Here is an 846-nt window from a genome sequence, read left to right on the forward strand (position 1 = left end):
TAAGCATTTATTGCAGATAACGTTCGTGTATTCACGACGCCCCACCACCCGAAAGGAGCGAAGCGACTGGCCGCGACGCGGTTGGGTGGTGCGGGTGTGTCCGGTTGATTATACTTCCTCGCTATTGAAATTCTCCATTTTGAACACGCTTCATACTTCTGCCGGACCATGCAGCCATAAGGCTGCGATGCGTTAATATGGTGTTATCGGAAGTCACTTCTTCTTGCTTAAACATTCAATTTCTCTTTTATATGTTTTGGAATTATATTTTCGGCTATTATCGTTTGCCATACCCAAAAAATCAAATTCCTTGTTTTATCGATTGTAGTATTGTATTGCTCTTTAGATCTAAGATAGTAGTCTCTTAAATCATTTGACAAACATTCCTCGAGTTTATTTAGATGTTCCTCTGTAAAGACGAAATTTAAATCATGTGCAAACTTATTTCTAAATTTATTTAGTTCATTTATTACACTATAATACTCTAAATCTAAAGCACCTATTGCAAACACAAGTCTAGTAAAATCGGAGAATTTAAGTCTATCTCCGAGCATTTCTGGATGAGCTAGGCTTTTTTCTAAAATTTGCTTAAGTTCATGTTCAATGTACAAATGACCTCTAAGAATTATTTGAATTATGTTTTCACTTCTAGTATCTTCTTCAAATTTACTGAATTGCAATTCAAATTTCTCTAGTATTTGAAGGGTTTCATTTGCATCTTCATTATTCAATTCTAACGGTTTCATATGTTTTCCTCTTCTCTTCCGTTCTTAAGTGATTTCCGATAACATTCTTGTGTTCACGAACCCTCACTGGCTTAAGCGCGCAAGCGCGGGTCCGACGGAC

The 846-nt window shown here is 36.9% G+C and carries 1 protein-coding gene; it reads right to left on the reverse strand.

Going from position 1 to position 846, the window contains the following annotated elements; all coding sequences use genetic code 11:
- Nucleotides 1-227 precede the first annotated feature (227 nt).
- Nucleotides 228-746, reverse strand: coding sequence for a hypothetical protein (locus EJP77_RS20505; RefSeq protein WP_127200783.1), 519 nt, complete (start codon nucleotides 744-746; stop codon nucleotides 228-230).
- Nucleotides 747-846: the final 100 nt, after the last annotated feature.

It is taken from the genome of Paenibacillus zeisoli, from assembly GCF_003994465.1.
Lineage (GTDB): Bacteria > Bacillota > Bacilli > Paenibacillales > Paenibacillaceae > Fontibacillus > Fontibacillus zeisoli.